Below are 25,864 nucleotides of genomic sequence, written 5' to 3' on the forward strand. Positions count from 1 at the left end.
AAGCACCGTAAGCTTGCAGGCATGCAGCAGCGTTATGTCGGCAACAGTGGGTTGCGTGTCTCGTCCCTTTCCCTTGGCACCATGTCGTGGGCCGGTGAGACCGATGAACAGGATGCCGCCGGCCTGCTTCGTGCATTTGTCGACGGCGGCGGCACGTTGATCGACACGGCTGCCTCCTACGCCGGCGGCGGCGCCGAAGTGCTGCTCGGCGGAATGCTGGGCGACGTCGTGGCCCGCTCCGAAGTGGTGATTTCCACCAAGGCCGGGCTGGCGACGTCGGGCGGCCGGCACAGCGTGGACACCTCCCGCAACGGGCTCCTCTCCGGACTCGACGCGAGCCTCGCCCGGCTCGGTACCGACTACGTGGATATCTGGTTCGCCCAGGCCTGGGACCCGAACGTCCCGCTGGAGGAGACACTGTCCGCCCTGGATTTCGCGGTCCGCTCGGGCCGGGCACGCTACGCGGGCGTCTCCAATTTCAATGGCTGGCAGACCGCCAAGGCTGCCGCCGTGGCGGACTTCCCGCTCGTCGCCTGCCAGGCCGAGTACTCGCTGCTGCAGCGCAAGCCGGAAGACGAGTTGATCCCCGCCATCGAAGATGCGGGCCTCGGGTTGATGGCGTGGGCCCCTCTGGGACGCGGGGTGTTGACCGGCAAGTACCGGGGCCACATTCCCTCCGATTCGCGGGCCGCGCACCACAAACTGGCCGGCTACGTGCAGCCCTACCTCGAAGGAACCGCCTCCAGCGTCGTCGAGGCCGTGGCGATGGCGGCCAAGGGACTGGGCCGGTCCGCCCTCGACGTGTCCCTGAGCTGGCTGCTGTCCCAGCATGGGGTGGCCACCGCGCTGGTGGGCGCCCGGACGCCCGTGCAGTTGAAGGAAATCATGGACGCGGTTCTGACGCCGCTGCCGCGGGAGATTGCCGCGGCGCTGGAGGACGTATCCAATCCGGCCTGACCGGGTAACTTTTCGGTAGATTCAGGGCTCGCTCCCGGGTTGTGGACTTAGTCTTGGGCCATGAACTTGCAGAACCTCGCGATCACTACCGGCATCGTTCCCGTGGTTCTCTATATCCTCGCGGCGGCCGCCCTTGGCTGGCTCATTTGGGGCCGCCGGCGTCATCTATCCCGTTGGGTGCCGGCTGCAGCCGTTGCGGCGGTCATCCTCGGCATCCTTATCTGGTGGTTTTCCGAACCGGTGTGGAACCTCTGGGGCTCCCCGCTGCCCAAACGCGTCTACGCCTACGCGGGGTTCGGCATCCTGGCACTGCTCCTCGTCGTCCCCAAGATCCGGGACCTGCGCCGGCTGCCGGCACGCATCGCCGTGCTGCCGGCAGCGCTGGTGGTGGTTTTGGCGTCAGGGTCCCTGATTAACCAGAACTTTGAGTACTACCCCACGCTGGGCTCCGTCTTCGGCGACACGGGAGTCAAGATGGAGACCCTGGACCAGTTCAAGAGCCAGGAACGCGGCGACTCCTTGCCCCAGACAAAACCGAGCGAGCCTCCCACCACGCTGGCGGACTGGACCCCGCCGGAGGGCATGCCGGACCAGGGAACGGTGGTCCGTGCAATCATTCCGGCGCCGATCTCCCACGAAATATCCTCGACGGCGTTCGTGTACCTCCCTCCCGCGTACCTTGCCACCCCGCGGGCGGACCTTCCGGTCCTGGTGCTCATCCACGGCGTCCCTGGCGAGCCGGTGGACTGGCTGCGTAACGGCCGGGTGGCCGAGTTCATGGACGACTACGCGTCGTCGCACAAGGGATTGGCGCCGATCATTGTGATGCCCGACGCCGGTGCGAGGTGGGCCAACTATCCGCCGCTTTGCATGAACACGAAGCAGGGCCAGGCGGGAACCTATCTGAGCCAGGACGTGCCCAACTGGGTGAAGGCGACGTTCGGCGCCGGCAAACACTCCAACCGCCAGTGGGCGATCGGGGGATTCTCCTACGGCGGTACCTGCGCCATGCAACTGGCCGTGAACTACCCAGAGGTGTACCCGACCTTCATCGACAGCTCCGGTGAAAACCAGCCGACCATCCGGCAAGGCCACCAGGCGCTGCTCCAGCAGTACTTCGGCGGCAGCGCGGCCGAATTCAAGAAGCAGAACGCCCTGGATGTGGTCAAGACCCGTAAGTATCCGGACACCGCCGGGATCATCACCGTCGGCGCCGGGGATCCGTTCTACCGGGCGCAGGGAATCCAGGTCTACCAGGGCATGAAAAAGGCCGGCATGGACGTCCAGTACCAGGAGGCGCCCGGCGGGCACGCCTGGACGGCCTGGAAATACGGCGTAGAGAACAACATGGACTGGCTGATGAAGCGCCTAGGCGTCACCGGCTGAGTCACCTGCACGGCGGCCGGAATGGGGATCACGTGGCGGAATGCGGATCACCGCCCTGACCGGCGCGAAACCGCAGGTCCGGCCGTGACGTCCCGTAGGAGCCGCGCCGTGTGGCGCAGGGACCAGTCCGGCAGATAGGCCTCGGCGAGGGCGCGCCCGATCAGCGGCAGCGTAAGGGGGTCCTGGTACAGGATGAAAAGGGTTCTGTGCTGGGGCCGGAACCGTTGTTTGAAGGCCGCCAGGGACCGGAAGCCGTACACGGGTTCAAGGAGATCGCCGAGCCAACGCAGGAAGCGGTCCGCGGGGACGCCTTCGCCGCCCGTCACAGCGGCGGCCGGGCTGACCGGCCCGGGGCCCGGGGCCTCGGTCTCGGTGATTTCGCCGCGACCGTTCTCCCGCTCAGGGCCCGTCATCTTCAGAGCCGGCGCCAGCGGGGATCCGGAAAGGGAAATCTCGGCCATGGTCGACTTGAAGTGCAGCACTGCCGAGGCGATCAGGAACTCCATGACGCCGTTGAAGCAGTCGTCGCGACGGCGCATGAGATCCAGGGTGCGGCTGACCAGTTCGCCGTCGCGGAAGACGGGCAGCCAGCTTGTGACGCCGAGTACCGCTCCTTCGCCGTCCACCGCGAGGCACAGGAGCACGTGGTCGTCCTTGAGCTGCTCCACTCCCCCGAGCGTGAAACCCATCTCCGGAAGGGAACGCGTCGCCGCCCAGCGTGCCGAAATCTCATGAACCTGGCTGCGCAGCCCTGCCGACAGCCCGCTGTAGACGCCCCAGTGCGCCGTGATGCCAAGCTTCTTCGCCCTGTTCATGGCGGTCCGGACGTTCTGCCATTCCTTGCCGCGGAAATCGATACCGGCTAGGGGAAGCACCGTCTCTTGGGCCACCCCCACCCGCTTGAAGCCCAGGGAACTGAGGCCCGCCCAGTGCCCGTCGGCGACGGAATACCAGCAGGGCGTGAGGGATTGTTCCGCGCAATAGCGGGTGAATTCACGCGCCGCCTCGGTGAAATCCTGTTCCTTCCCGAACGGGCCGCCCGCAGTCAGTGCGACGCCGTGGCGCAGCTGATACGCGATCCCCACCGTCCCGGAGGAATTGAACCAGTACCGGTTGTTCGGCCACAACGCCATCCACGAAAGCGAGCCTCCGCCCTGCAGCACCAGGTCCCGTGCCAGGGAGCGGTCGTTGTCCGCCCGGCGGTCCCAGAGCCGCCGCTTCGTGAAGATGACCAGGACCGAAATCAGGCAGATCAGCCAGAATGCCGCCCCGCCGTAGCTGAATATCAGCGACGACCAGTAGCCGCGCGGGTGCACCGACACGGAATACTTGAACGAGAAAGGGTACGGCAGGAACATGCGCGGCAGGGTCGTCGCCAGGGAGAGGAGACCGGCCCTGTGTTTGTCGTTTCCCTCGGCAAACCAGGCAAAGATGTAGACGGCGACAAACGCGGCGAAGACGGTCGGCACGATGACCAGTGCCCGTCGGCCGAGGGCGGGATCCGCATCCACCGCAAAATGGCGCCGGTTGAACAAAAGGGCCGCGGCGATCAGCAGCGGCACCAGCACCACCGGCAGGATCTCCACCACGCCGGAATCCACAGGGATTTTCCGGCTCCCGTTCCTGACGTAGACGCCAAAGTGCGCAAACAGTTGAAGGTAAACCGCGGAGAGCACGCCGACCGCCAAGTGAGCTGCCGTGGCGATCCATAGCGCGACACGGCTCCCCCGGCGCAACCCCTCTGCACACGCCAAAAGCAGCAACAAGGGAACGACCGAGAGCGCTGTTCCGCCGGGGCCGTTGAGGCCTGGGCTGTGCAGGATCTGCGGGCAACCGGCGTTTACGGCCGCCGTGCAGTCGCTCTGGAGTTCACTCAGGGAGGGGACTGGGTTGACGATGAGGTTTCGGAGCGCTGCCAGCGGACCGACTGGCGACAAGGATAATCCGGCAAGCACAGGTCCCGCAGCGAACACCGCCACCGTCATGGCCATCATCGAGCGGACGTCCCTGCCCGTCCACCAAGAACTACCGCGCTGGAGGGTGTCCCGCGTTCGGGCCGCCGGCGTCTGTCCGGCCGAGGACGGCTGCGCCGCCTTGTCCGCGGCCAGACCGGCGGCCAAGCCGGCGAGCACGCCAAGGAAGGCGAGGAGGTTCTGGGGGTGTCCGACATAGAGCAAGAGCATGCCCGTCACGGCAAGAGCGATCGAGCGGAGGCGGCGACGCCAGAGCGGGCTCAACCTGGGACTGGCCGCCATCACGGCGGCAAGGCAGCCCGCGAACGGCCCGGCCAGGGCCGGGTGCTGCATGGAGCTAAGCCAGCTGCTGCCGAGTTCATCGCCGGCGGCCACGCTTCCGAGGTACAGGAAGACGGCCGCGACGTGGCCGGCCACAAAGGCGGCCGCAGCCCGGGTGCTGCCAATCGTGGCCTCGGCGATCCCCATGCACAGCAGGAGCACGGCAGTGGAAAGCACGTAGGAGGAGACCCCGCCGGGAAACAGCAGGCTCGCCAATACGGAGCCCCACCCGCCCGGAGCCAGGCTATCGGGGCCAATGTTCACGAACGGGTCCAGGCCTGGCGGCGGCCCGGAAATCAAGGAGCCGGTGCTGGCTCCGGCGGCCCAGAGGAGCGCCACAAGCAGCCAGGTAAGGGGGATCCGGCGCGGACCGTACCGTGGTCTCGTCCGGACCCTATGAAATCCTCCCGGCCAATTCACGCGTCCGACCTCCCGGACCGAGTTGCTGCTCGCAGGCTTCATGTCCCCCGTCACTTCCAATGGGGCAGCGCACCCGGCGTCGCGGCAGGGCTGCGTCACGCCTGAAGCATATTCCCGCCCGGCGGGTAAATCGGGAGTAGCCGCTACTTGCTTTTCGGCGGCCGAGTACAGGTGGGCCACTCAGGTGGTTCGCGAAGACGCGCCTCGGGAAGCGGAGATCAGCCGAGGACGCCCCGCAGCAGCCTGGCGGTGTGCCTGATGGACATGGTGGGCATGTAGGCCTTGGTGAGGGCACGGCCGATCACGGGCAGCGCCAGCGGGTCGTGATACATCATGTAGAGCGTCCGGTGGCGCGGGTGGAAGCGCTGTTTGAACGCCGCGAGGGACCGGAAACCGTAGACCGGTTCCAAGACGGCACCAAGCCAGTCCAGGAAGCGGCCGACTGCGGCGCCGTCGGACGGATCGGGGACCGCGTCGCCGCGATATACCGGTGCCAGCGGCGACCCGGAGAGAGAGATTTCCTTGAGTTTTCCGTCGAAGTGGAGAACGGCCGAGGCAATCAGGAACTCCATCACTCCCTTGAAGCCATCCGGGCTGCGTCGCATGAAATCGAGTGTGCGCCCGGTGACCTGGCCGTTCGTGAACACGGGTAGCCAGCTGGTGACGCCGTGGACCTTGCCGTGGGAATCCAGGGCCACGCACAGCAGCACGTTCTCGTCTTTGAGTTCGTCAATGCCCCCCAGCGTGAAGCCCATTTCCGGCAGCGTCTTCTCCGAGACCCATTCCTCGGAAATTTCGTGGATCTGGGTGCGGACGGGTCCCGTGAGTTCGGCGTAAGTGCACCACTGGGCTTCCACGGAGAGCTTCCGGGCCTTGTTCAGGGCCGTCCGGACCCCCTGCCACTCCTTGCCCTTGAATTCGATGTTGCCCAGCGGCAACAGCGTCTCTTCGGCCACCCTCACGCGGTTGAATCCGAGCGCCCGCAGCAGGGGCCAGTGTTCGTCGGTGACCGAGTACCAGCACGGCGTGAGCGACTGCTCGGCGCAGTAGGCCGTGAAATCCGCCACGGCCGCCTCGAAGTCCCCGGCTTCGCCGAACGGTCCGCCCACCGTGAGCGCAACGTTGTAATGGATCTGATAGGCGATGCCGACTGTCTCACGCTCGTTGAACCAGCATCTGTTGTTCGGCCAGAGCGCCATCCACGACAGCGATCCGCCACCCCGGCGGACCAGCCGGGCGGCCAGCGAGGCTCCGCTGTCAGCCCGGAGGTCCCGCAGCCTCCGGCTGGCGAACATGGCCAGGACGCTGATCAGGCAGATCAGCCAGAACACCGCGCCGCCGTAGCTGAAGATCAGTGGAGACCAGACGCCGTGCGGGTACACCGACACCGAATAGCGGAACGAGAAGGGATAGGGCAGGAACATCCGCGGCAGGGTGGCCAGGAGCGACAGCAGCCCGGCGCGGTGGTGGTAGTTGTCTTCGGCGAACCAGGCCAGCACATAGCCCGCCACAAACACCGCGAAGACGCTGGCCATGAGGATCAGCGAGCGGCGCGCCAGCACAGGGTCGGCGTCGACGTTGAAATGCCTGCGGGCAGCGAAGAGTGCGGCCGCAATGAGCAGGGGCACCAGCACCACGGGAAGAACCTCCGCCACTCCGGAGTCCACCGAGAGCACCCGGGCGCCGCTTCGTACGGATCGTCCGAACTGGGCGAACAGCTGCAGGTAGACGGCGGAGAGCACGCCGATCACCAGCTGGACCGAAATAGCGACCCAGAGCGCGACGCGGTTTCCGCGCCGGAGCCCCTCAGCGCAGACCAGCAGCAGCACGAGCGGGACCAGGGAGAGGGCCTCCAGGCCCGGGCCGCGCAGTCCGGGGCTGTGGATGATCTGCAGGCAGGAAAGGTCTACGGCGGCGGAGCAGCTCGCTTGAAGGTCATTCACGGTGGGGATCGGGTTCACCACCAGGTTCCTGAGCACGGCCAGGGGCCCCGAGGGGGCCTTGGCCAGACTGGCCAGCACGGGGCCGGCCGCGAAGACCGCCACCACCATGGACAGCAGGGCCCGGACCTCCCGGCTGGTGGAATGGAGGGCGCGCCCGCCGCTGTGTCCGCCGCCGCGCACAACGCCGATGCCGATGCCGATGCCGGTCACCACTCCGAGCAGGCTGTCCAGGCTCTGCGGGTGCCCGATGTACAGCAGCAGCATGACCGTCACGGCAATGCTCAGCGATCGGATCCTCCTGCGCCAGAGCGCGCTGATCCGCGGGCTGGCAGCCATCAGGGCGGCCAGCGAGGCGGCGAAGGGGCCTAGCAGGGCAGGGTGGCGCAGCGAGGCCAGCCATTCGCTCCCCAGGCCCGCGCCGAGTTCGATCACAGCGACGTACAGCAGGAGTGCTGCAAGTTGTCCGACGACAAACGCTACGAGCGTCCGGCGGAACCCTATGGTGGCTTCCGCCAGGCCTACGCACCCCAGGACGACGGCGGTCGCCAGCACGTACGAGGCGAGGGCCCCGGGGAAAAGCAAGGATCCGAACGCCGGCCACCACTGGCCGCGCAGCAGCAAGCCAGGGGCGATGGACACGCTTGCCGCCAGATCCTGGGGTGGCCCCGAGATCACGGAGCCCGTGGCAATTCCGGCTGCCCACATCAGTAGGGTCAGGGAGAGCGCCAGCGGAATCCTGGTGATGCTCCGGACGAGCCGCACCAGCATCCGGTCTGACTGCGGACCGGCAGCGGTCCGCCCGGCCGCAGCCTGACCACCCGTGGCCGCAGCCTCGCTTTGATCCGCTGAGGGATCTTCGTCAGCGCCGGTCCCGGACCGGACGGCACGGCGCCATGGTGCAGGCAAGAATGACCTCCGACGTTCGACCAACCCGGGACCCGGAACACCGCCGGCACTCCGGAGCCGACGGGAAACCGGGCGGATTCCCGAAGGCAGTCACAGGGTACTCCCGCAAGCTGGACAAATCCGGAGAATCCGGAGTAGCGCCTAAGGCGGATGTCCGCGCTCTGCCGCCGGGCCGTCGGGCCGTCGGACCTAGTTGTCCTGGAGGATTTCGAGGTCTTCCTCGTCGTCGACGTCTTCGCTTTCGTCGTCGTCATCTTCTTCGTCGATGACCTCTAGCGGCGTCACTTCGCCGTACGCTTCGTAGAGGGAGTCGTCGTAGACTTCGAAGGCGTCGGCGACGGCGAAGAACGCCGCTTCGACCGCGGGGTCCCCGTCTCCCCGCCGCGCCGCCGCAGCGGCCAGATGTTCCTCGAGGGCAGCGGTAAGGGACTGAAGCGCGACACGCGGATCGATGCTCATGACTTCACGTTAGCCCGAAAAAGATGAAAATGGAGAGCAATGAAGGAACATTTTCTGAGCAGCTCGGTCCGTCGGGAGCGGGACTACGCCCGTCAGTACGAGTACCTCGTACTGACGGTCAGCCCTGAGGATTCGCTGCCCGAAGCGCGCCGCATCCTCGCCGCGCACTCCGAGTACGGCAAATGGGAGCTCGAGCGCAGCGTCCTCTACGTAGGCGGCGGACGGCGCTTCTGGCTGCGCCGGAAGGTCATTCAGGTCCAGCGCACCGTCTAGCTAGCCCGGGAGCCCGGAGAACCGGGCACCCCGAGCCAACCCGGCGGACCCTCTAGGACTCGAGCGGGCCGAGCCAGGCGCTGGCCACGGTGTTGTGCGCCGATTCGTCGTCGGAGGGATGGAACATTCCCGCCAGGACATCCCGGTAGAGCCGTTCGAGCTCCGATCCGCGGAAGTAGCTTGACCCGCCCGAAACCCTGATTGCCAGATCCACCACGGTCCGCGCAGTTTCGGTGGCGCGCACCTTGACCCCGACGAGCTTCGGGAACCACTGCCCGCCGTGATCGGCGAGGGAATCGACGTCGGACGCCACGGCCGCGAGTTGCGGGTAAAGGGCATCCATTGCCATCGCCGCTTCCGCGACCTTCCAGCGGATGTCAGGATCCTGCGCGTAACTGCGGCCCCCGTTCTTGAAGGAGGTGCGGCGCTTGACCGACTCCACGCCAAGCTGCAGCGCCCGCTCCCCGATCCCCGTGTAGACCGCGGCCAGCAGCGTCTCGAAACAGGCGAAAATGGCGAAGATCAGTGGATCCGCGTTCGGCCCGACCGGGAGCTTGCGGAAGATCCGCTCCGGCGGGACCACGGCCCCCTCCAGCACCGTGGTGTTGGACTGGCTGGCCCGCATTCCCAGCGTGTCCCAGTCGGGCAGGATTTCGTAGCCCGGGGTCTCGCGTTCAATGAAGCCGTGCACCAGTTCACCCTCGCCGCCGCGCGCCGACGCATCCTTGCCGAAGATCCCCAGCCGGGTCCAGGCCGGCGAGAGACTGGTGAAGATCTTCCGCCCGGTGAAGCCGTAGCTTCCGTCCGGCAGCGGAGTCGCCTCGGTCCTTGAGTCGAAGAGCACCGAATCGTTGCCGGCCTCGGAATTGCCGAACGCGAAGATTTCGCCCTGCCCCGCCTCCTGCAGAACGAAGTTCAGGGAGGAGTCGCCCCGGGCTGCCAGCACATGCGCGACGCCGGTCCAGACCAGGTGCATGTTGATCGCCAGCGCGGTGGCCGGGGCCGCCGTGGCCAGCCGCCGCTGCAGCTGAGCGGCGCCGGCAAGCCCCAGGCCCAGGCCGCCTTCGGAGGCCGGTACGAAAATCCTCAGGTAGCCGGCGGCGGCTAGGTCCCGGAGGTCCTCGGTGAAGAAGGCGTTGTCCCGGTCGTAGCCAGCCGCCCGGCTGCGGATCCGCTCCAGCAGCGCGTCCGGGAGGATCTCATCAGGTGTCATGTCGTTGGAAGCCAACCCTCGTCGCTGCCGCTCAGTAGTTACTCAGGAGGGTGTTCAGCACGCGGGCGCCGAACTTCAGCGAGTCGGCGGGGACCCGCTCGTCAACGCCGTGGAACATGCCGGTGAAGTCCAGCTCGTCCGGGAGCATGAGCGGCGCGAAGCCGTACCCGGTAATGCCGAGCCGGCTCAGGGCCTTGTTGTCCGTGCCGCCGGAGAGCGTGTACGGCAGGACCTTTGCGCCCGGATCTTCGGAATGGAGGGCATCGATCATGGAGTCCACCAGGTTGCCGGCGAACGGCACCTCGAGTGAGACGTCCTGGTGGACGTAACTCACATCCACACCGCTGCCGGCCAGTTCGCGGACAATTTCGAGGACCTGTTCCTGCTGGCCCGGCAGGGTCCGGCAGTCCACCAGGGCCTCGGCCGACTCCGGGATGACGTTGTGCTTGTAGCCGCCTTTGAGCAGGGTGGGGTTCGTGGTGTTCTGCAGCGTGGCGCCAACGAACCGTGCCACCGTGCCGAGTTCCTTGAGGATCTTCTCCGGGTCGTCCGGATCGAACTCCACCCCGGTGAGTTCTGTCACACCGTCGAGGAACTGCCGGGTGGTGGGTGTCAGCTCCACCGGCCAGCGGTATTCGCCGATCCGGGACACGGCGCTGGCAAGCCGGGTGACGGCGTTGTCGGTGTTGATCTGGGAACCGTGGCCGGCGCGGCCGTGGGCCACCAGCCGCAGCCAGGAGAGTCCCTTTTCCGCCGTCTGCAGGAGGTAGGTGCGCTGGCCGCCGATGGTGGCGGAGAACCCGCCGACCTCGGAAATCGCCTCAGTCGCGCCTTCGAAGAGTTCCGGCCGGTGTTCGACGGCGTAACCGGCGCCGTACTTGCCGCCGGCCTCCTCGTCGGCGAAAAAAGCGAAGATGAGGTCGCGCTTGGGCTTCCGGCCGGTGCGGGCGAAATCCCGCAGGACGGAAAGGATCATGGCGTCCATATCCTTCATGTCCACGGCGCCGCGGCCCCAGATCAGGCCGTCCTTGAGTTCGCCCCCGAACGGGTCAACGGACCACTGCTCGCGCAGCGCGGGAACGACGTCGAGGTGGCCGTGCACCACCAGGGCACTGGCGGAAGGATCCTCGCCCGCCATCCGGGTGACTACGCTGGCGCGCCCCGGCGCCGACTCGAAGATTTCTGCGTCCAGCCCGACCTCCGTGATGAGGCCGGCGGTGTACTCAGCGGCGGCCCGCTCCCCCGGCCCGGAACCATCACCGTAGTTGGACGTGTCGATCCGGATCAGTTCCTGGCAGATCCGGACAACCTCATCTTCGGGCCGAACGTCAGTCATATCGCTCCTCGTGGCAGTGGCTCTGTGTTGGCTTCAGCCTACCCACTGGCCCCGATTATTTGTTTCCGGAATCTTCGTGCTAGAGTCTTTCTCGCTGCTTCCGAGAAAAGCAAAACGCTGAAAGGCGAAATTCTTCCCGGAAATACCACCTGCGCGGGTGGCGGAATGGCAGACGCGCTAGCTTGAGGTGCTAGTCCTCGAAAGGGGGTGGGGGTTCAAGTCCCCCTCCGCGCACAAGGGAAAACCCCTGGAATCCACGGCTTCCAGGGGTTTTTTTGTGTCTCCAACCATGCGCTGCCGAAAAGCAGTATCGTCCGTTGTTTCCCTCCCTGACCGAAATGCCCCCGGGCGGGGATAGGATGCAGCCGAACACCAATCCGGTGTCGCTGGTCAAGAGCTTGGTACTGAGCGTTTGGGGGAACGCGGTGCGACGAAGAACCTGGATAGTCCTGGCGGCGGTACTGGCCGCCTGCGCCGTCGCCATCTCCTTTGTCCGGTACGCCGAAGACAGGGTCACCGCGGAGATGGCCTCCCGGGCCGCGCGTTTTCCCATCCCGGCGGACTGGGAGCTACAGGACAACATCGTGCGCCGGGAGATGTTCCTGTGCATCTCAACCAATCCCTGCCCCAGCATCGCCCGGCGCTGGGATGCCGGCAGAGAGCTTACCGTCGATGATCTGAAGGCCTTGGGCTCCCCGGCCGGTTTCGCCATGACCATCGAGGGCACGTGCACCCGTCGGCCGACCGTCGGCGGGACGACGACGGTCTGCAGCATCGCGGGGACCGACGGGGACTACGACTTTAAGTTCAACGTGAGCAGCCCGGACAGAAACAGCCGGACAAACTTCGTGGTCTTCCAGGTCGAACCCCGCCCCTGATCCCCGGGCCGCGGGATCCGCCATTTTCTGGTTGACGGACGGCCTGCAGGGCCCGCGCTGCCCCGTAGGGCCTTAGACGGCGAGCAGCCCGGCTGGGCTCTGCCCGGCAAGGGAGGCCAGCGCTCGCGGACGAAGTTCCGGCCACTCCTCGGTCAGCAGGGAAAGGATCACAAAGTCGCGCCAGACGCCGTCGACGTTGCGGGAGGAGCGGCGTCGGGTTCCTTCAGCCGTGAAGCCGAACCGGGCCAGCGAGGCCAGCGAACGCCGGTTGCGGCTGTCCACATCGCATTCGATCCGGCCGGCCCCGCAGGAGAACAACCAGTCGAGCAGGGTGATCTTCACCTCGTGGTTGACCTTCGCGCCCCAAAGGTCCGGGTCGAGTACAGTCCGGCCGATCTTCACGCGCTCCGTCCAGTCGTCGTGTTCGGTGATGCCGGTGGTACCGACAAAACGGGACTGTCCCAGCGGAAGTTTTTGGTACACGGAAAAGACCTGCAGCCCGGCGAAACGGCGGTCCACGAAGGCCGACAACTCGGCCTCACCGGCGGGACGGGCCTCACTGTCGCTGAAGCCTTGGGACCAGATTTCCTCCCGGGCCAGAAGGCGCGCCAGCGGCTCGACGTCGAGCGGTGTGAATGGTGCCAGGACGAACCTGCCGGTGACCGTCTGAAGGGTCGGCAGGGTGTCGGGAAGGAGCAGCGCCATTGCGGCCTTTCTGGTGCGCGGTGAAGCGTCGGAGTGGGGGGAAACGGGAGCCGAATATGTCCGCGAAATTGCGGCGGCAAGAGAAATTATCATCCCGCTGCCACACCCCGCAAGGACACGCTGGGGGCGGCTCCGCGGCGGCCTTTCCCGGCGCTCGTTTTGCAGCCCGATTGACCGCTATCCGCCGCCCCGTCCGGCCGGGCCGGCGTCGGGGTGGAGGGCTTGTTGGACCGTGCCGAGAAGGGTCCGGAACCGCGCGTTGTCAGGCAGTTCTTCGATCAGTACGACGCCGTCCGGCCCGGCGAGCGGGATGCGCCAGTTGGGATACTCCGTGCTGGTGCCGGGCTGGTTCTGGGTGCGGGTCTCCCCCACGGCGTCGACCAGCGCCACGCCCAGCAAGGAGGAGGGCGTGAGGGTGGTGAACTCGTAGAGCGCCTCCACCGTGGCTTGATCCCCCGTGGCCCCGGCCGCAGGCAGCAGTCCACGCTCCCGCACGAGCGAGAGCACGGCTTCCTGCTCAGCAGCGTCCGCGGCACGTTCTTCCGCTACGGGGCGCCGAAGCAGCCCTAGCGACTCGCGGAGCGTCACGTGCACGCCGGCCAGGTAGCCCGCGGTGGGAGGCAGGTCATGGGTGTTGACACTCGTGAGGCACTGTTGCCGGTAGCGTTCCGGCGCCAGCGGCCCATCGTCATCGTGCTCAAACCACAGGATCGAGGTTCCGAAGATGCCCCGCTCGGCCAGATAGTCCCTGACCCAGGGCTCGAAGACGCCGAGGTCCTCCCCAATTACCACTGCCCCCGCACGTTGCGCTTCCAGGGCGAGGATTCCGATCAGGGCCTCGTGGTCGTAATAGACGTACGTGCCCAGGTCCGGCCCGGCACCCTCCGGGATCCACCAGAGCCGGAAGAGCCCGAGGACGTGGTCAACCCTGATCCCGCCGGCATGGCGCAGTACTGTCCTCAGCATGTCCCGGTAGGGGGCGTAACCGGATTCGGCGAGCCTGGCCGGGTGCCAGGGCGGCTGGGTCCAGTTCTGGCCCTGCTGGTTGAACATGTCCGGCGGCGCGCCAACCGTCACGCCCTGCGCGAGGACACCGGACAGGGTCCAGGCGTCGGCGCCGCCGAGCTTCACCCCGACCGCGAGGTCATGCACGACGCCGATGTCCATGCCTGCCCGCCGCGCGGCTTCCTGAGCGGATTCCAGTTGCTGGTCGCATATCCACTGCAGCCAGCGGTGGAACTCGATCCGGTCCGCGAGCGCCGTCCGTTGCGCGGCGCAGTACGCCGTGTCCGGGGAGGCGGCGACTCCGTCCCACTGAGGGGCCGAGGGGTCGAGGGTCTCGGCCAGCGAGCACCACAGTGCAAAGTCGTCGAGCCCCTTGCCCTGGTCCCGGCAGAAGTCGCTGAACCGGCGTGTACGGGCGGGGCCCCGGCGGACGCGGAACACCCGCTCCAGCACGGCCAGTTTGGCCGCGTAGCTGGAGTTGCGATCCAGCAGGGACGCCTCCCGGTTGGCGGCCCGCAGGCGGGTTGCGAGGCTGTCCGCCTCGGCCAGCGCGCTCGGCTCCAGGTAGGCGTATTCGGGGATCTCCTCCACCCGGATATAGAGCGGGTTGAAGAAGCGCCGGGTCGTCGGCAGGTATGGGGAGTCCTCCACCGGCGGCCGGGGCTCGGCGGCGTGCAGGGGGTTGACCAGGACAAACCCGGCCCCCTCGGCCGCGGCGACGGCGGCCAGGTCGGCCAGGTCCGTGAAGTCGCCGATCCCCCAGGACCTGGCGGAGCGGACCGAGTAGAGCTGGGCTGTCAGTCCCCAGCTGCGGCGTCCCGCCAGCGCTGAGGTGGTGTGCAGCCGTCCCGGGGTCACCACAAGCGGGCACTCCGCCGCGGTGCCGGCCGTGTCCGCCATGATCGTGTGCCAGCCGATGCCCAGCCCCTCGGGGATAGCGAAGCTCGCACGCCCGGTCAGGACGCCGTCGACCTCCACAGGCGCAGTCCAGTTCTCCAGCTGCCGGGGCTCGTGCCCGGAGCCGTCCTCGGCAATGATCCGGAGACTGACCGGGCTCCCATGAAGGACATGCACATCGAAGAATGCCGCCGCTCCCTCCCGCGCCACCACAATGGGCGGCAGGAACAAGCGCCAGGGGGCAAGTTCCGCTGCCGCCAGGGAATGTCTGATCTCCTCTGGTCCTGACGAGGCAACACCGAGCGCGGTGAGGACCTGGCGCAGGGTGTCGGCGGCGACGGACCGCTCCACCCCGTCCCAGCCCCAATAGGAAGTCCCCACCCGGTGCGCTGCCGCCAGTTCGCGCAGCAGTGCATCGCCGTCGTCCGACGATTCCGGTTCGCTGCTGAGAGGGTCCTTACTCGCCGTCACGCGGGTCAGCCGTTGATCCGCGGCGCAGGCGTCTCGTTGCCGTGGCTGCCAGCGTGGATGTGGGCCTCCCCCACCAGCTCGTGCAGTCCGGCGACGGAGTCGGCCAGGCTAAGCCCGGGCGACTCGACGATGAAGGGCATCAGCAGCCGGTTTTCCTTCTCAAGGTGCAGGGCGAAAACTTCTCCAATCGCGCCGGCGGCGACGGCGGCGTCGACACCCTGGGCGCCGCGCAGGCGCTCGACGAGGCCGACGATCGCTTGATGCTCCGCGAGCATTCCTGCCACAAGCAGCCGGCCTTCGGGGGCGGCGCCCGGTCCGCTGTAAAGCGGGCCCTCCTCGGCGAGCGCATGCGGGACGAGTTCGGTCTCGCACCATTCGACCAGCACCTCATGGGCGTCATGCTCCGCTGCGGTGTCACGGGCCTTCACCGCGTGCGTCAGGGCGGCAATCAGGGCGCGGAGCCGTTTGAGCATGCCCGCATGGTGGGACTCCACGGCGGCGAGCGCCTCTGCTTCTTCCTGGGCGTTCTTGGCAACCGGCGTGTCCATGGCATCTCCCTGGCTGGATCTCTCTGGCGGTGCGGAACCCTGGCCCCGCTGAGCCTGATCCAACTGTACGGCCGGCCCGGCTCCAGGGAACAGGCCCTTCGGCCCAACGGAAACGTGTGTACCCGCCTGCGGGAACACGTGCTGCCGCCTTGGGTGGTTTCGTCGCTTCCCGGCCGGCCGCGCTAGCCTTGCACCCTATGGTCGACGTCGAACGTTTCCGGATCCTCCTCAACCAGGAGCGCGAGCGGAAGCTTGCCCTCCTGCCCGCACTGCGCCGGGACATCACATCCGTGAATGCGGCCCGCCAGGACTCCAACGTCGACGACGAGCACGATCCCGAGGGTGCGACGATCGCCTTCGAACTCTCCCAGGCCTCCGCGCTGCTGGAACAGAGCAGGTCGGGCCTCGCTCAAATCGAAGCCGCGCTGGCCCGGATTGATGCCGGAAGCTATGGCGTCTGCGAAGTCTGCGGCGGTCCGATAGCCGAAGGCAGGCTCGAGGCCAGGCCCTGGACGCCCTACTGCATCCGGCACTCCGCCGGGCCGGGCATCCCGGGGAAGCGTGAAACTCCCCGATGAACATTCAGTCAGCCACCTTCGCCGCCGACGACCTGGCCGGCACCTGGTGGGGCCGGATCGTGGGCGGGTTCAGCCACGCCCCCGCCCCCGTGGTGACCGGCACCGAACTGCTCCTGGTGGTGGCCGTCGCCGTCGCGCTGTCGCTGCCACGGGCCAGCTGGCGGTACTTTGGCCTGCTCGCCACCGTCACCCACGAACTGGGCCACGCCCTTGCCGCCCTCATGACCGGCCAGCGGCTGGGCGGCATCCGGTTGAGCCTGGACCATTCGGGCACCACCACGAGCTACAGCCGGCGCCCCATGGCCGCGGTCTGGTCGACGTTCTGGGGCTATCCCGTCCCTGCCGTCGTCGGCGCGGCGATGGTCTGGTCCGGTTTCAACGGCTGGGGGCCGGCGGCGATGTCGGTTGGCACGCTGGTGTTGCTGCTTTCGTTCGTCTTCCTGCGCAACGGCGTCGGTGTCCTCATCACGGCCGGGGCGGTACTCGCGGCCGTGTTACTGGTCCTGTTTGTACCGGCGGTGTTTATCGGCCACGTAATGATCGGGCTGGGGCTCGCGCTGCTGGTGGCCGCCGTCCGGGACCTCGGCAAGCTGGCGGCCGTTCACCTCAGGCACCGTAACCGGCTCTCGACGTCGGACGCATACCTGCTGGCAAAGGCGACGCACGTCCCCGCAGCCGTCTGGATCGTCCTCTTCGCCGCAGTGGTGGGCGCCTCATGGTGGTTCGCCTGGCAGCCGATGGCACCGGTGTTCGTGACGCTGCAAAAGGGTGTGGGTCCCTTCCCGGCATAGGCTGGGACCATGAACACGACACACACCGACGACCCGGCCTTCAGCACCCGGGGCGCCTACGTGACCGGCGGCGCGGAATTCACCCGGGACACCAACTACATCGAGGACCGAATCACCCGTGACGGCACCCCCGGCGCCAATGGCGAGCCCGGCTGGCCGGTGGAAGCCGGCCGTTACCGGCTGGTCGCGGCGCGTGCCTGCCCGTGGGCAAACCGCACCGTGATCGTGAGGCGGCTCCTCGGGCTCGAAGATGTCATCTCGCTCGGCCAGCCCGGCCCCACCCACGACGCCCGCTCCTGGACGTTCGACCTGGATCCCGGCGGCAAGGACCCGGTCCTGGGCATTGAGCGGATCCAGGAAGCCTACTTCCGCCGCTTCCCCGACTACCCCCGCGGCATTACCGTCCCCGCGATCGTCGATGTGCCCAGCGGAGCCGTGGTCACCAACAACTTCCCGCAGATCACCCTGGACTTCTCCACTGAGTGGACCGAGTTCCACCGCGAAGGCGCTCCGGATCTCTACCCCGAAGCCCTGCGGGAGGAGATCGACGCCGTCAACAAGCGGGTCTTCACCGAGGTCAACAACGGCGTCTACCGCTGCGGCTTCGCCGGTTCGCAGGAGGCCTACAATGCCGCGTATGACCGGCTGTGGACGGCGCTGGACTGGCTTGAGGAACGGCTCACGGGACAGCGTTACCTGGTGGGAGACACCATCACAGAGGCGGACGTCAGGCTCTTCACCACGCTGGCACGCTTCGACGCCGTCTACCACGGCCACTTCAAGTGCAACCGCCAGAAGCTCAGCGAAATGCCGGCGCTGTGGGCCTATGCCCGGGACTTGTTCCAGACCCCCGGTTTCGGCGACACCACCGACTTCGTCCAGATCAAGCAGCACTACTACATCGTCCATGAGGACATCAATCCCACCGGCATCGTCCCGAAGGGACCGGCGCTGGAAAACTGGCTGACGGAGCACTGCCGGGAGGCGCTCGGCGGCCGGCCCTTCGGCAACGGCACACCTCCCGGGCCTGTCCGGGCCGGTGAAGAGGTCGCCGCCGGACACGGCGCCGGCTAAGCAGCGGCGGCGGCGCTAGGGTGGTGGCCATGGACCTATCCACCCAGCCCGTCGCGGGCCCCGCAGCCGGTCCGGGCCGCTCCGCCGGTATGGCCGCCCCCGAATTCGCTGAAGTCCGTGAACTTTTCGATACGTTCCTGGCGGAAGACCCGGAATACAGCGCCCAGCTGGCTGTCTACCGCGCCGGGTCCAAGGTACTGGACCTGTGCGGAGGCCCCGGACTGCGCCACGGCGACATCACCGGCACCTACTCGTGCTCAAAGGGCGCCGCAGCATTCGTCATCGCCCTGCTGGTGCAGGACGGGTTGCTGGACCTGGATGCCGCCATGGCCTCCTATTGGCCGGAGTTCGGCTTACACGGCAAGGGCAGGCTCACCGTCCGGCAGGCCCTCTCGCACCAGGCGGGGCTGCCCGGGATTCCGGGCGGCTTTGCGCTGGCGGAGTTCCCGACGCCGGAAGCCGCCCGCCGTCTGGCTGCCGCCGCCCCGGCGTGGCGCCCCGGAACCACCTTCGGCTACCACGCGCTGACCATCGGCATCCTGATGGAGGAACTCTGCAGGAGGGTTGCCGGGGCCCCGCTGCAGGAGCTCTTTGATCAGCGTCTGCGGCTTCCCTATGGCATCGACTTCTTCCTGGGCCTGCCCGCCGAAGAGGAGCAACGCTTCCGCGAGGTGCTGTGCACCGAAGATCCCGAGGCGTGGCTGGATCCACTCAGCCAAGCCGGCTTGAACAGCAACGCACCGGTCAGCAGCATCATGGAGCTGCCGAACCACCGAGTGGTCCGCGCCGGCGGCATGAGCAGCGCCGGCGGCATGAGCAGCGCCGGCGGGATCGGCTCCGCGGAAGGACTGGCACGGCTCTACGCCGCAGCGACCACCGGAGTGGACGGCCGGCCCGCCTTCCTAACGCCTGGGACCATCGAGCTGATGGCCGAGGAACAGGTGTGGGGCCTTGACCGTTCGTCGGGGCAGGACAACGCCTTCGCCGTCGTCTTCATGAAGCCGCAGCCGGGGCGCGACTTCGGCAGCCACCTCGCCTTCGGCCACGAGGGCGCCAACGCCGCCCTGGGTTTCGCCGATCCCGGCTACGGGATCGGCTTCGGCTACGTTCCCCGGCGCAGCGAGGAGGGCCGCACCAATGGCCGCGCGCACCGGCTCTCCGCCGCGGTCCGGAAAGCGTGCGCTGCCCGCGGCTGAGCCGCCGCGGGGTTCGTCCACTTGTAGCAGCAAAGCCGCGGACCTAGGGTGAGCCGGGATGGCAATTACAAAAGAACACGACGCCGGCAGCCGGCCCACTTGGGTCCACAAACTGTGGCGAGCGGTGACCGGGAGCATCTCTGCGGCCTTGCTGTGGCCCCGGCTGCAGCTGGCCGCCAAAGCGGCCATCGCGGCCGGTGTGGCCTTCGCCATCGCCCCCTTCATGCCCGGGTCCGCGGCGGACTATCCGTACTACGCCCCGCTGGGCGCCCTCGTTGCCATGTACGAGAACGTCTCGGGTTCCATGCGGCAGGGATTCCAGACGCTCGTCGGGCTGGCAATCGGCGTCGGACTGGCCTTCATGCTCTTCAGCCTCGGAGACCCTTCGCCGCTGACAGTCGCGATCGTCATGGGGCTCGGCGTCATCCTGGCCGGCCTGCCCCGAATCGGCTCCGGCAGCGATTGGATCCCGACGGCGGCCCTGCTGGTGCTGCTGGTTGGCGGCCACAACCCGGATAAGTTCTCGTTCGGCTATCTCTTCCAGATGGGCGTCGGCGTCAGCGTCGGGATTGTGGTGAACCTGCTGGTCTTCCCGCCGCTGCACTTTAAGGCGGCGGCCCTCAGCTTGGCCGAGTTGCGGCTGGCCCTGGCCCAACAGCTCTGGGACATGGGCAAGGCACTGCGCGAAAACTGGCCGCCGGAACACGAAGACTGGTCCCGCCGCTCCGAGGCGCTCGCCGGCCGCGCCCGCTCCGTGCGCGCGGCCGTGCAGAAGGCGGACGCGAGCCGTCAGGCCAATCCGCGGCGCCGGCTGCATCCGCGTGACGTGGAGGCGGACTACCGCGACTTGCGCGACCTGGAGCGGATAACTTTCCATGTCCAGGATGTCACCCAAGTCCTCTCGGATGTCATCTGGGCCGAAGACACCCCCTTCGTCATCCCGGACGGGTACGCCGAGCCGCTCTCCGAAGCCATGACCCTGGTGGGTGACGTGCTGCGCGCCGCCGAAGAGGAGGAACCGCAACGGCAGACCGAGCTCGTCGAGCAGGCCGACGCCGCGGTGCAGGCTTTCACCGCAAGGGTCGCCGAGGAGGACCTGTCAGCCGGCGCCCCCAGCGCCGTCGAGTCAATCCTGCTCAGCCTCCACCGAATGCTGCGGGTCGTAAAATCAGGCGCCGCAAAATCAGCTGCTGCGGGATCCGACGCTACAAAATCCGACCAGACGAAATCCGACCCTGCCAAAGCCAGCACTGCCACGTCGGATACCGCGGAGCCGGGTGCAGGGGACGGCGAACCCTCGTCCGCTGCCACCAGCAGGAACACGACTGATCCGCAGCCGGACTAGGCCAGATTCGCGGCCTGGGCCTGGTATGCCGGGTGCAATTCCTGCCAGCGGGCGCGCGCGTCGCACGGTCCGTCGCCGGCAAGGTAAGCCGTGAGGTCCTCGAGGTGGATCTGGTCGCCTGCCGCGTAGGCGGCGACTTGCTCGAGAGGCAGCCCACGGTCCTCAAGGACCAGGATGGTCTGGTCACCGTCAGCGGTCAGCGTCACTTCCATGACCGAGTCCGGTTCGCCGGGCGAGGTGGCGTAGAACCGCAGTCGTTGCGGCGGCTCGCACAGTTCAACCCGGCAGCTCCCTTCCCACCCGCTGGCAAAGAAGTGCGCGCTGAACTCGCCGCCCTGGCGTAGCTCGCCTGCCACCTCGCCGAGCCAGCGGGAGAGACGACGGGGATCTGTGAGGGCGGACCAGAGCCCGCCGATCCCGGTGTCCAACCGGGCCTCAAGCCGGACAAAGCCCCTGCCGTTCGCGCTCCCCAGGGTGCCCAGGACTCGCAAACTTCCAGCCATGTCTTCGGTCATCGGGAGCTCCTTTGCTCGCGGGTGGCGTGTTGCCTCGGTGAGTCGCAGTCCAGGCTATAAGTCGAGCCGGGCTCGTTCCGCACAATACCCGACAGGTGCTGCCGCAGGACCTGCCGCGGGCCAAACTTGCCGAACCTGGCGTCCGCCCGCATACGACGACGGCAGCCGCCCCGGTCTTCCCAGGGCGGCCGCCGTCGTATGCGCAGGAGCGTGCTATTTCAGCGACGCCACGGATCCGCTGAAGTGCTTCCGCCCCGAACGCGGGCTCCAGCCCACGTAGTCGGAGCGCAGCCACCCGCCGTCGTCGTCCTGGACCGTGCTGATGTCCAGCGCCACCCTGGCCGGCAGGAACACCGGCGCCTCGAACGCCACGTCCCAGCTGAAGGCGTCCCCCTTGGCTGCGCCGACGTCGGCCAGGGCCCTGGAAGCGAGGTACATGCCGTGCGCGATGGAGCGCCGCATACCCAGCGCCCTCGCGCTGAGCACGCTGAGGTGGATCGGGTTGAAGTCACCGGACACGGAGGCGTAGGCCCGGCCGGTGTCCACGCCAAGCTGCCAGAGCGCCGTCGGATTCGGTGCACTGAAAGGCTCCGGCGCTGTGGCGGCTGACGGCTTGTCGATCCCGGGGAGGAACATCCCCTTGGCCAGGTAGGTGGAGACGCCGCGCCAGCGGACGAAGTCCTCCCCCGCCCCGCGCACCTCGGCCACGATATCGAGCTGGGTCCCGGCACGGTGCCCGCGCAGGTTCTCCGCCCAGGTCCGGACGTCCAGCGCCTCGGTGAAGAGCACCGGAGCGCTCTGGACCACTTTGTTGGTCAGGTGGATCATCCCCAGCAGCGGCAGCGGAAAATCGTCCCGGTTCATCACGGACATGGAGAGCGGAAACGCCAGGGCGTGGAGGAATCCCGCCGGGAGCACGTCGCTGGCGGTCTCGCCGATGAGGTGCTGGTAGGCCGTCAGGTTGGTGACTCCGGCCGTGACGCCGCGCACTTCGTGGCTGCAGCCGGGAAGCTCGGTGCCCACGTGGGCCCCCAGGACCCGCCGGCGCGCGGCGGTGGCGGCAGCGTTGAGGTACAGCTTGGAAAGCGACGGCATCTCGCCCAGGATGACGGGCTGCTGACCGCTCATGCGCCCACCAAGTTCTGCCCGCAGACACGCAGCACCTCGCCGGAGATGCCGCCGGCGGCGTCGCTGGCGAGGAATGCGATGGCTTCAGCCACGTCCCCGGGCTGCCCGCCCTGTTGCAGCGAGTTGAGCCGGCGGGCGACCTCACGGGTGGCGAACGGGATCCTGGCCGTCATCTCGGTTTCGATGAAGCCCGGGGCGACGGCGTTGATGGAGCCGCCGTGCGCTGCGAGCAGCGGCGCCGTGGCACGGACCATGCCCATCACCCCGCCCTTGGACGCGGCGTAGTTGGTCTGGCCCCGGTTTCCCGCGATGCCGCTGGTGGAGGCGACGGAGACAATCCGCGGCGTGTGCCGGAAGTGTTCCGAAGCCAGCAGCGCCTCATTGATCCGCAGCTGCGCGGCGATGTTCACGGCAATCACGGAGCTCCAGCGGCCCTGGTCCATGTTCGCGAGCAGCTTGTCCCGGGTGATGCCGGCGTTGTGGATCAGGATGTCCAACCGGCCGTGGCGCTCCACGGCGTGGTCGATGATGCGCTGGCCGGCATCCTCCCGGCTGATGTCCAGCTGCAGGGCGGTGCCGTGCACCTCGTTGGCGACCTTCGCCAGGTGGTCCCCGGCGGCCGGGATGTCGACGACGACGACCGTGGCGCCGTCGCGGTACAGCGTGCGGGCGATGGCCGCGCCGATACCGCGGGCTGCTCCGGTGACGACCGCGACTTTTCCGGCGAGCGGCTTCTCGGCGTCGGCGGGAAGCTCACCAGCGTCGGAAGATACGGTGAGGAACTGGCCGTCCACGAAAGCGGAGCGGCCGGAGAGGAAGAACCGGAGGGCGCCGAGGGCGCTCGGGCTCGTGGTCCGTGCGCCGTCGGCCAGCAGGATGCCGTTGCCGGTGGCGCCGGCACGCAGTTCCTTCGCGAGTGAACGCAACAGGCCGTCGACGCCCTGCCGCGCCGCTGCCGCTGCCGGATCCTCAGTCCCGGCTGCGGCGCGGGAGACGGTGACCACGCGGGCGTTCGGGGTGAGGTCACGGAGCGAGGCCGCTGCGCTGAGCACGGGCTTTTCCAGATCTTCCGGCCGCTCCGCCTCGTCCAGGACCAGGATGATCGCGCCGAGCTTCTCGCGCGGCACGGCATGGCGCCGAACGTCCAGGTTCCAGGACAGCAGCGTGGCGGCGAGTTCGTCGGCGCCGCTGCCGGATCCCTGGACCAGGACGGGTCCCTGAACCAGCGGCTGGCCGGGCCGGTGCCGGCGGAGCACCACCGGTTGCGGCAGGCCGAGCTTCTTGGCGATGTCCTTGCCGAGTCCCCGGCTCACGAACTGGGTGTATTTGTCAGTCATCCGTTCCCCCTAGTGTGCTTCGAGAATAGCGACGACGCCCTGGCCGCCGGCGGCGCAGATGGAGATGAGCCCGCGGGCCGGACGGCCGTCCACCTGTCCCTTGGCGTGCAGCATCTTCGCCAGCGAGGCGACGATGCGGCCGCCGGTCGCGGCGAACGGGTGGCCCGCGGCGAGCGAGGAGCCGTTCACGTTGAGCTTGGCACGGTCGACGCTGCCGAGGGGGCCGTCCAGGCCAAGCCGGGTGCGGCAGAACTCCTCGTCTTCCCAGGCGGCCAGGGTGCTCAGCACGGTCCCGGCGAAGGCTTCATGGATTTCGAAGAAATCGATGTCATCGAAGCTCAGGCCGTGGCGGGCCAGCAGCCGCGGCACGGCGAACGCCGGAGCCATCAGCAGCCCATCCTTGCCGTGGACGAAGTCGACCGCGGCGGCTTCGCCGTCGAGCACGGTGGCCAGCTTGGGCAGGTCGTGGGCGTCGGCCCATTCTTCCGAGGCGAGCAGCACGGTGGAGGCGCCATCCGTGAGCGGGGTGGAGTTACCCGCCGTCATGGTTGCTTCTGCCCCCAGGTTCTTGCCGAACACCGGCTTGAGGCCCGCGAGCTTCTCCAGCGTGGTGTCGGGCCGCAGGTTGGAGTCCTTGCTGAGGCCGCGGTACGGGGTGAGGAGCTCGTCGAAGAAGCCGGCGTCGTAGGCGGCGGCAAGGTTGCGGTGGCTGTTGTAGGCCAGTTCGTCCTGGGCTTCACGGGTGATCTTCCACTGCGCCGTGGTGAGCGCCTGGTGCTCGCCCATGGACAGCCCGGTGCGGGGCTCCCCGGTGTTGGGCGCATCCGGGGCGAGATCCTTGGGCCGCAGCCGGCTCAGGACCTGGAGCCGCTGCGGCAGCGTCTTGGCGCGGTTCAGGTCCAGCAGGATTTCGCGCAGGCCTTCGCTCACCGCAATCGGAGCGTCGGAGGCGGAGTCAACGCCGCCGGCGATGGCGGAGTCAATCTGGCCCAGCTTGATCTTGTTGGCGAGGCCCAGCACGGTTTCGAGGCCGGTGGCGCAGGCCTGCTGCAGGTCGTAGGCCGGGGTTTCGGCCGACAGGGCGGAGCCGAGCACGGCTTCGCGGGTGAGGTTGAAGTCGCGGGAGTGCTTGAGCACGGCGCCGGCGGCAACTTCGCCGATCCGCTCGTCCTGCAGGCCGAACCGTGCGATCAGCCCGTCCAGCGCGGCGGTGAGCATGTCCTGGTTGGAGGACTTGGTGTAGGCGCCACCGGTACGGGCGAACGGGATGCGGTTGCCGCCGACCACCACGGCCTTGCGGAGTGACGCTGCGGCTGATCCTGCGGCCGGCGCGGCTGCGGCGGTGTTTGGACCGGTCGCGGGGGTTCCGTTTTCAGGCATGGGCTCTCTCCTTTGATCAAAGCGGATTACTGATACCCAGCGTACCTGATACGCTGGGTATCGTGAACATCCTCCAGGCTGAACCTCCCGGACCGGTCAGCGCATCCGGCAGCGCCGGCGGCCGTGCCGGTAGCGGCGCGGCGCCCGGCCCCGTCAGTGCCGTCATCGATGGACGGACCTCCCGCTGGCAGTCCCACCGCGAGGAACGCCGCCGCGAGCTGATCAAGTCGGCGCGGAAGGCGGTGCACGCCCTGGGCAGCGAAGCCTCAATGGAGGACATCGCGGCAGCTGCCGGAACCTCCAAATCCGTGTTCTATCGCTACTTCGGGGACAAGGCAGGCCTTCAGCAAGCCGTGGGCGAGGTCGTCCTGAACCAGATGCAGCGGCGCATCCAGGAGGCCGCGCAGAGCGCCCAGACCCCGCGCGAGGGGCTCTATGCCATGGTGTCCGCATACCTCCAAATGGCCGAGACCAGCCCGAATGTGTACACCTTCGTTACCCGGTATGCGCCGGGTGAAGCGGAGAGCCAGAACGGTTCCATTGCGGCGGCCGGGGCGCTCGGGCATTTCTTCGCGGCGATCAGCGAGATGATCGCGCTGCCGATGCGGAACCAGCTGCGCGCCGTCCCCGGCAAGGAGGCGGTGATCGGCTACTGGCCCAACGCCGCGATCGGGCTGGTCCGGAACGCCGGAGAACAGTGGCTGGCCAGCCCGGACTCCCCCGCCAAGCCCAACCAGGAAGCGATGGCCCGGCAGATCACCGACTGGCTCTGCTTCGGCATCGCACCCGAACTCCAAGAACCGCCGGTCCCTTAGCCAACATCGGCCGC

Annotated in this window: 22 protein-coding genes and 1 tRNA gene; 11 read left to right on the forward strand and 12 right to left on the reverse strand. The window is 67.8% G+C overall.

The features are described from left to right. Positions 1–21: 21 nt before the first annotated feature. Positions 22–957: an aldo/keto reductase gene (locus tag AC1DK9_RS06805; RefSeq protein WP_476915406.1), complete on the forward strand. Its 936-nt coding sequence runs from the start codon at positions 22–24 to the stop codon at positions 955–957. A gap of 60 nt (positions 958–1,017) precedes the next feature. Then, positions 1,018–2,343 (forward strand): alpha/beta hydrolase, encoded by a 1,326-nt coding sequence (locus AC1DK9_RS06810; RefSeq protein WP_476915407.1) that lies wholly within the window; start codon positions 1,018–1,020, stop codon positions 2,341–2,343. Between the two features lie 47 nt (positions 2,344–2,390). Here AC1DK9_RS06810 and AC1DK9_RS06815 read toward each other — a convergent pair whose 3' ends face one another. The 3 genes from AC1DK9_RS06815 to AC1DK9_RS06825 form a co-directional block, all read right to left on the reverse strand. Continuing rightward, on the reverse strand, positions 2,391–4,976 hold the full coding sequence (locus tag AC1DK9_RS06815; RefSeq protein ID WP_476915408.1) for a bifunctional lysylphosphatidylglycerol flippase/synthetase MprF: 2,586 nt from the start codon (positions 4,974–4,976) through the stop codon (positions 2,391–2,393). Positions 4,977–5,275: 299 nt separating this feature from the next. Beyond that, positions 5,276–7,768, reverse strand: coding sequence for a bifunctional lysylphosphatidylglycerol flippase/synthetase MprF (locus AC1DK9_RS06820; RefSeq protein ID WP_476915409.1), 2,493 nt, complete (start codon positions 7,766–7,768; stop codon positions 5,276–5,278). 327 nt (positions 7,769–8,095) lie between these two features. Further along, positions 8,096–8,365 (reverse strand): hypothetical protein, encoded by a 270-nt coding sequence (locus tag AC1DK9_RS06825; protein WP_476860683.1) that lies wholly within the window; start codon positions 8,363–8,365, stop codon positions 8,096–8,098. A 39-nt stretch (positions 8,366–8,404) separates the two neighbouring features. Here AC1DK9_RS06825 and AC1DK9_RS06830 point away from each other — a divergent pair, with 39 nt between their 5' ends. Then, positions 8,405–8,638, forward strand: a complete 234-nt coding sequence (locus AC1DK9_RS06830; RefSeq protein ID WP_175323664.1) for a DUF5703 family protein — start codon at positions 8,405–8,407, stop codon at positions 8,636–8,638. A gap of 52 nt (positions 8,639–8,690) precedes the next feature. Here the strand turns inward: AC1DK9_RS06830 and AC1DK9_RS06835 are convergent, their stop codons facing one another. Next, the gene (locus AC1DK9_RS06835; protein ID WP_476915410.1) at positions 8,691–9,851 is read right to left on the reverse strand and encodes an acyl-CoA dehydrogenase family protein; all 1,161 of its coding nucleotides are present in this window, start codon (positions 9,849–9,851) and stop codon (positions 8,691–8,693) included. Between the two features lie 31 nt (positions 9,852–9,882). Beyond that, positions 9,883–11,187 carry a M20/M25/M40 family metallo-hydrolase gene (locus tag AC1DK9_RS06840; RefSeq protein ID WP_476915411.1) on the reverse strand — a complete coding sequence of 435 codons (1,305 nt, stop codon included), beginning with the start codon at positions 11,185–11,187 and terminating at the stop codon, positions 9,883–9,885. 151 nt (positions 11,188–11,338) lie between these two features. Between AC1DK9_RS06840 and AC1DK9_RS06845 the strand changes: the two genes are divergently transcribed. Together AC1DK9_RS06845 and AC1DK9_RS06850 are read left to right on the forward strand one after the other, a co-directional pair. Then, positions 11,339–11,421, forward strand: a tRNA-Leu gene (locus AC1DK9_RS06845). 125 nt (positions 11,422–11,546) lie between these two features. Beyond that, entirely contained in the window at positions 11,547–12,065 is a 519-nt protein-coding gene (locus tag AC1DK9_RS06850) for a hypothetical protein (protein ID WP_476915412.1), read from the forward strand. 72 nt (positions 12,066–12,137) lie between these two features. Here the strand turns inward: AC1DK9_RS06850 and AC1DK9_RS06855 are convergent, their stop codons facing one another. From AC1DK9_RS06855 to AC1DK9_RS06865, 3 genes are all read right to left on the reverse strand, one after another. Further along, positions 12,138–12,770 (reverse strand): GNAT family N-acetyltransferase, encoded by a 633-nt coding sequence (locus tag AC1DK9_RS06855; protein ID WP_476860687.1) that lies wholly within the window; start codon positions 12,768–12,770, stop codon positions 12,138–12,140. A 177-nt stretch (positions 12,771–12,947) separates the two neighbouring features. Then, positions 12,948–15,143: a 4-alpha-glucanotransferase gene (gene malQ, locus AC1DK9_RS06860; RefSeq protein ID WP_476915413.1), complete on the reverse strand. Its 2,196-nt coding sequence runs from the start codon at positions 15,141–15,143 to the stop codon at positions 12,948–12,950. A 5-nt stretch (positions 15,144–15,148) separates the two neighbouring features. Then, on the reverse strand, positions 15,149–15,691 hold the full coding sequence (locus AC1DK9_RS06865; protein WP_476860689.1) for a hemerythrin domain-containing protein: 543 nt from the start codon (positions 15,689–15,691) through the stop codon (positions 15,149–15,151). A gap of 197 nt (positions 15,692–15,888) precedes the next feature. Here AC1DK9_RS06865 and AC1DK9_RS06870 point away from each other — a divergent pair, with 197 nt between their 5' ends. Genes AC1DK9_RS06870 through AC1DK9_RS06890 form a run of 5 tightly spaced genes read left to right on the forward strand, consistent with a single transcriptional unit; the run spans position 15,889 to position 20,675 of the window. Then, on the forward strand, positions 15,889–16,269 hold the full coding sequence (locus AC1DK9_RS06870) for a TraR/DksA family transcriptional regulator (RefSeq protein ID WP_476915414.1): 381 nt from the start codon (positions 15,889–15,891) through the stop codon (positions 16,267–16,269). Next, positions 16,266–17,060 (forward strand): M50 family metallopeptidase, encoded by a 795-nt coding sequence (locus AC1DK9_RS06875; protein WP_476915415.1) that lies wholly within the window; start codon positions 16,266–16,268, stop codon positions 17,058–17,060. Before AC1DK9_RS06870 ends, AC1DK9_RS06875 begins: the two co-directional genes overlap by 4 nt. Positions 17,061–17,069: 9 nt before the next feature. Then, positions 17,070–18,134 (forward strand): glutathione S-transferase family protein, encoded by a 1,065-nt coding sequence (locus tag AC1DK9_RS06880; protein WP_476915416.1) that lies wholly within the window; start codon positions 17,070–17,072, stop codon positions 18,132–18,134. Between the two features lie 29 nt (positions 18,135–18,163). Continuing rightward, positions 18,164–19,330 (forward strand): serine hydrolase domain-containing protein, encoded by a 1,167-nt coding sequence (locus AC1DK9_RS06885; RefSeq protein ID WP_476915417.1) that lies wholly within the window; start codon positions 18,164–18,166, stop codon positions 19,328–19,330. 58 nt (positions 19,331–19,388) lie between these two features. Next, positions 19,389–20,675 carry an FUSC family protein gene (locus AC1DK9_RS06890; protein WP_476915418.1) on the forward strand — a complete coding sequence of 429 codons (1,287 nt, stop codon included), beginning with the start codon at positions 19,389–19,391 and terminating at the stop codon, positions 20,673–20,675. Here AC1DK9_RS06890 and AC1DK9_RS06895 read toward each other — a convergent pair. The 4 genes from AC1DK9_RS06895 to AC1DK9_RS06910 form a co-directional block, all read right to left on the reverse strand. Beyond that, the gene (locus AC1DK9_RS06895; protein ID WP_476915419.1) at positions 20,672–21,190 is read right to left on the reverse strand and encodes an SRPBCC domain-containing protein; all 519 of its coding nucleotides are present in this window, start codon (positions 21,188–21,190) and stop codon (positions 20,672–20,674) included. The two genes, AC1DK9_RS06890 and AC1DK9_RS06895, sit on opposite strands and share 4 nt — an antisense overlap. Before the next feature lie 213 nt (positions 21,191–21,403). Further along, positions 21,404–22,318, reverse strand: a complete 915-nt coding sequence (locus AC1DK9_RS06900) for a MaoC family dehydratase (RefSeq protein WP_476915420.1) — start codon at positions 22,316–22,318, stop codon at positions 21,404–21,406. Continuing rightward, the gene (locus tag AC1DK9_RS06905; protein ID WP_476915421.1) at positions 22,315–23,655 is read right to left on the reverse strand and encodes a 3-oxoacyl-ACP reductase; all 1,341 of its coding nucleotides are present in this window, start codon (positions 23,653–23,655) and stop codon (positions 22,315–22,317) included. Before AC1DK9_RS06905 ends, AC1DK9_RS06900 begins: the two co-directional genes overlap by 4 nt. A 9-nt stretch (positions 23,656–23,664) precedes the next feature. Beyond that, positions 23,665–25,035 (reverse strand): acetyl-CoA C-acetyltransferase, encoded by a 1,371-nt coding sequence (locus AC1DK9_RS06910; protein ID WP_476860698.1) that lies wholly within the window; start codon positions 25,033–25,035, stop codon positions 23,665–23,667. A gap of 164 nt (positions 25,036–25,199) precedes the next feature. Here AC1DK9_RS06910 and AC1DK9_RS06915 point away from each other — a divergent pair, with 164 nt between their 5' ends. Next, positions 25,200–25,850 (forward strand): TetR family transcriptional regulator, encoded by a 651-nt coding sequence (locus AC1DK9_RS06915; RefSeq protein WP_476915626.1) that lies wholly within the window; start codon positions 25,200–25,202, stop codon positions 25,848–25,850. The last annotated feature ends 14 nt before the right edge of the window (positions 25,851–25,864 follow it).

This window comes from Arthrobacter sp. 01T414, from assembly GCF_056398965.1.